General features: G+C 50.7%; 5 protein-coding genes. 1 reads left to right on the top strand and 4 read right to left on the bottom strand.

The window, feature by feature from the left end; all coding sequences use genetic code 11:
* Positions 1-253: 253 nt before the first annotated feature.
* Positions 254-544 carry a hypothetical protein gene (locus GXX57_01865; protein ID HHV43402.1) on the top strand — a complete coding sequence of 97 codons (291 nt, stop codon included), beginning with the start codon at positions 254-256 and terminating at the stop codon, positions 542-544.
* A 93-nt stretch (positions 545-637) separates the two neighbouring features.
* Here GXX57_01865 and GXX57_01860 read toward each other — a convergent pair whose 3' ends face one another.
* The 4 genes from GXX57_01860 to GXX57_01845 form a co-directional block, all read right to left on the bottom strand.
* Positions 638-1,030: a ParB N-terminal domain-containing protein gene (locus GXX57_01860; protein ID HHV43401.1), complete on the bottom strand. Its 393-nt coding sequence runs from the start codon at positions 1,028-1,030 to the stop codon at positions 638-640.
* Positions 1,031-1,835: 805 nt separating this feature from the next.
* On the bottom strand, positions 1,836-2,201 hold the full coding sequence (locus GXX57_01855) for a hypothetical protein (GenBank protein HHV43400.1): 366 nt from the start codon (positions 2,199-2,201) through the stop codon (positions 1,836-1,838).
* 189 nt (positions 2,202-2,390) lie between these two features.
* Positions 2,391-3,068 carry a hypothetical protein gene (locus GXX57_01850; GenBank protein HHV43399.1) on the bottom strand — a complete coding sequence of 226 codons (678 nt, stop codon included), beginning with the start codon at positions 3,066-3,068 and terminating at the stop codon, positions 2,391-2,393.
* A 253-nt stretch (positions 3,069-3,321) separates the two neighbouring features.
* The coding region (locus GXX57_01845) for a 23S rRNA (uracil(1939)-C(5))-methyltransferase RlmD (GenBank protein HHV43398.1) at positions 3,322-3,494 on the bottom strand (173 nt) is incomplete at its 5' end.

Raw genomic sequence — 3,494 nt, 5'->3', positions numbered from 1 at the left:
TTGTTTTTCTCGGTGAGAATCGACAATTTCCCTGCCCTTTTGGGATTGGGGTTATCCCTGGGCGAGGTACTGCGTACGAGAGACCAAATCAGAGCCAGGTCTTAGTCATCTAAGACTTAGGTTAGCCTTGGGCTGGTGGACGAAGGAGCAAGTTAATTGCAGGAACCCGGGTACTTTTGTGGAACATATCTGCCAGGCATATGCGGATGTATGATGGGCCAAGGCACCTTGGAAGGCGAGGGGTGACTGCGGGATGAAGCGTTTTCGGTATCGTAAGCCATCGGTGAAGACTGTCTTAGGCATCACCAAGGCGAAAAAGAGGATTAAGAAGGCTACTGGGATCACCGCAGCGACAAAACCTTTGCGCGCTGGGACCAACTTTAGGCGCCGGGTGAAGCGCAAGGTGGGATATTATTCCACTGCTGGCAAGATCGTTCGCCACGGGAAGCTACCTACACCCTTGGGTTGCTGTGTTCCGGTGCTCGTGCTTTTCGTTTTCGTTTTGGGGTTGTTGTCACTTGTAGTTTTCGCTGCAGTTCGCTGAGTTCGCTAGCGAGAGTATTCCTGTCAGAAAACCTGGTTTGAGCATGAAGTGTTCATAGCTTTATAGAGGACAGACGGAAAGAGAAGAAGGGGGTCAGGCCGGATTTCCGGCCTGAGCTTCGCTGTGGGATCTTGCAGGGATCAGCAGGGTAATATCTGCATCCAGATATTCCTGTCCGAGCCTTTTGGCAGCACTTACCCGATGGTGCCCATCCAATACGAAGTACTTCCTATCCAGCTCATACACGCTGATTGCTTCGCCCAGTTCGCCCCGCTCCATCAGTCGGGAGACCTTTCGTGCTCTTTCTTTACTGAAGATGCCTTTGAACTGAAAGTCTTCCTTCATGTCCGCGACACGGCCTACCGTCCCTACGATCCTGTCAACCCGGACCGGATGCACGCCAAGCTCCCTACGGTACAAGAGGGGGTACTTGGCTCGCTCCTCCTCAAACGACAGAACCTTCTGTTTCCGTCGAAACAACAACATTTGGGTTCCTCCTTCCTACTTAACATTCTGCGCGGGTCTCACTATGTCCCGCGGGACATGTCAGTTCCCGCTTCTCTATGATAGTACGAAGAACAGGGAAGTGCAAGGGGTAAACAGGCTCTTTTGACAATATTTCTGATGGACTTGGGATAAGGAAAGATGGAATCGTGAGACGCAAGGTGTCACACACTAGCCTCCGCCGAAGCCACCTTAGGAAAAGGGTAGTAGATGCGCCGTATCGGAACTAGTGGGGACTTGCTACTCCGGAGGAGATTCAGAAACTGTACGTGTACATTTTATCGGTCTGGGCCAATTTTGAATTGAGTATCAGCAATCTCGTTTCTTCCCGATCCACCTCGGGAAAGCATCTGTACGTTCCTGAAGACGTAACGAGAACCATCACAGAGTGTAATATACTCTCTATCAACCACCTCAAATTTGAACCAGAGGACCGTTTTGGCCCGGGGTGGACCGGATAGCACTATTCACAGCGGGCGGAAGACAGGGCAACGACATAACTGTTTTATGCACCGTGCTTACCTGGACGCGGCATGACAAGATCTGGCCTCTCTCGTCGCTCGGTGGTGAGGAGGCGATCCATTTCAACGACGGGCTGGTTAGGGTGAAGGCACCTAGGGCAGGGAGCGCGGGGTAGGTGACCGAAGGGAATAACCCGCTGTCATGGAGGAAATCTGACGCTGGGTGGGTGATCGGAAGCTATCCAGTGGCATACCTTGGGGGATTACTCAACGGTCGGCCAGGAGACCGTTGGGCAATAGAGCTTCTTCATGGTTTTCGAAGGCGTTCACGGCTCTCTGCTTTTCAAGTAATACCTTATTCGGATCGTGGAGCTTTGGCCGCTGGGGGTGGTATGCAAGACTCTATCACTGGGCAGCAGCCCTTGATACATCGCCCGACATACCATGGGCATCCTGTTCTTCAGCCCCATCTGCCGGTGAATGTCGCCTGAAACGAGATCAATATGGCTTTTGCCTTGGGATTTTGCCTCCTTCAATAGCTTTACTATAAAACTCCTGACGTCAGTGGTCGTTTGTCCGTGGGAAAGCTTGCTTTCCGCAGTAGCTATGTATTGGTCGGTGGCCTGTTGACTGTGCTTTTTTCTTGTTCGAAGTGTCTCCCGTAGCGGCAATTCCCGAACCTTGTAAGCCATTTCAGCCGTTCCCATTCTTTCTCCGACAACGGTTGTCCCCTTAGTCCCTGGATATTCCAAAGACCGCTGCTTGCAATTCTGGGCTTAGGGCTGCTCAATCCAAGCCAGGTACTGCTCGGTCTGAATGAGGGGTTCTTGTTCAGTGTCGATAGAATACCGTCTTCTAGCCTCAGACGTTCTTTCTTATCTTCAACCAGAAACCAGAAAGCAGATAAAGGTAATGTTTTCTCTCAAGTAGCGGCTGATTCTAGCTTCCAGGTTGGTCTCCATATCATCGTCCACCAAGTGACCGTATTTCCTTCTGTTAGCAGAGTATTGCATATCGATTTCCCGCACCCTCAAGTAGGGGGCAGATCCCCTATGTAGAAAAGCTCGACCGATATTCTTACGTAGAATACTTCTGTGGGCATTGTCGCCCATAAAGTGGTCCTTAAGTCGTTTTAGCAAACGATTCTCTCCTCTGTGGGTCCCGACTCGCACTATTCTGTCCATCCCATGAAAGCTTTCGCCTGCTTCAAACATGACGTAGATGCCGTTTTTGTAAGGTATATCATTGATCATCGTCCAATCCAGTCGCGGCAGCCCGTTGAACAGCATATGAAGAGCCTTTGATCTGTCCGGCTCCCTTTCCAGTTCTATCAGCCTTCTCAGTTCCGGAATCCATTGACCCTGGGTTTTTCCTACTAAAGGAAGCCAAAAGTGGTTCAGATGGGGCAATAGTGCCTCGTAATAGGTTTTGCTTGCCAGAAAAATGAACTCGTCATGCACAAGATCGAAGGATTGTTTTAATTGCTTCAGCACCTGTTCTCCCCATAGTCTTCGCTCCTGGGTACTCTTGTTGGCTAGGGTTTCGTCGTATGGGTCCACGATCCGGTCTTCCGGCAATAACCCGTGCTTGGCCGAGAGAACTCATATTCTGTCAGCCACAGCTTCTGCCAAGGTATAGGCCAGCCTAAACCTCGGGCTTGCCGAGTACAGTTCTCTTGCCGGACATGGATATACCCTCTTCTTGCTGGTACAGCCGATTAAAGCAACTTGCAGTTTTTTCAGCTCCAATCCGGGAGAAAGATTGTGGTCAAGCCGTCGGGATCCACTGGGTTCTTTAAACAGTGCGGTGTACTTATCCTTCGTCTTTCGATAACAGCACCACTGATTCTACATGGCAAGTCTGGGGAAACATATCGACGGGCACAACCGTTTGCACTCGGTATCCCCCTTGGCATAAACTTGCAAGATCCCTAGCCAAGGAGGCGGGGTTACAGGATACGTAGATCAGGTGAGGAATCCCGTTTT

The organism is Bacillota bacterium, from assembly GCA_012839765.1.
Taxonomy (GTDB): Bacteria; Bacillota; Limnochordia; order DUMW01; family DUMW01; genus DUMW01.
The sequence above is the reverse complement of the archived record's forward strand: the minus strand, read 5'-3'. Positions and strand labels throughout refer to the sequence as shown.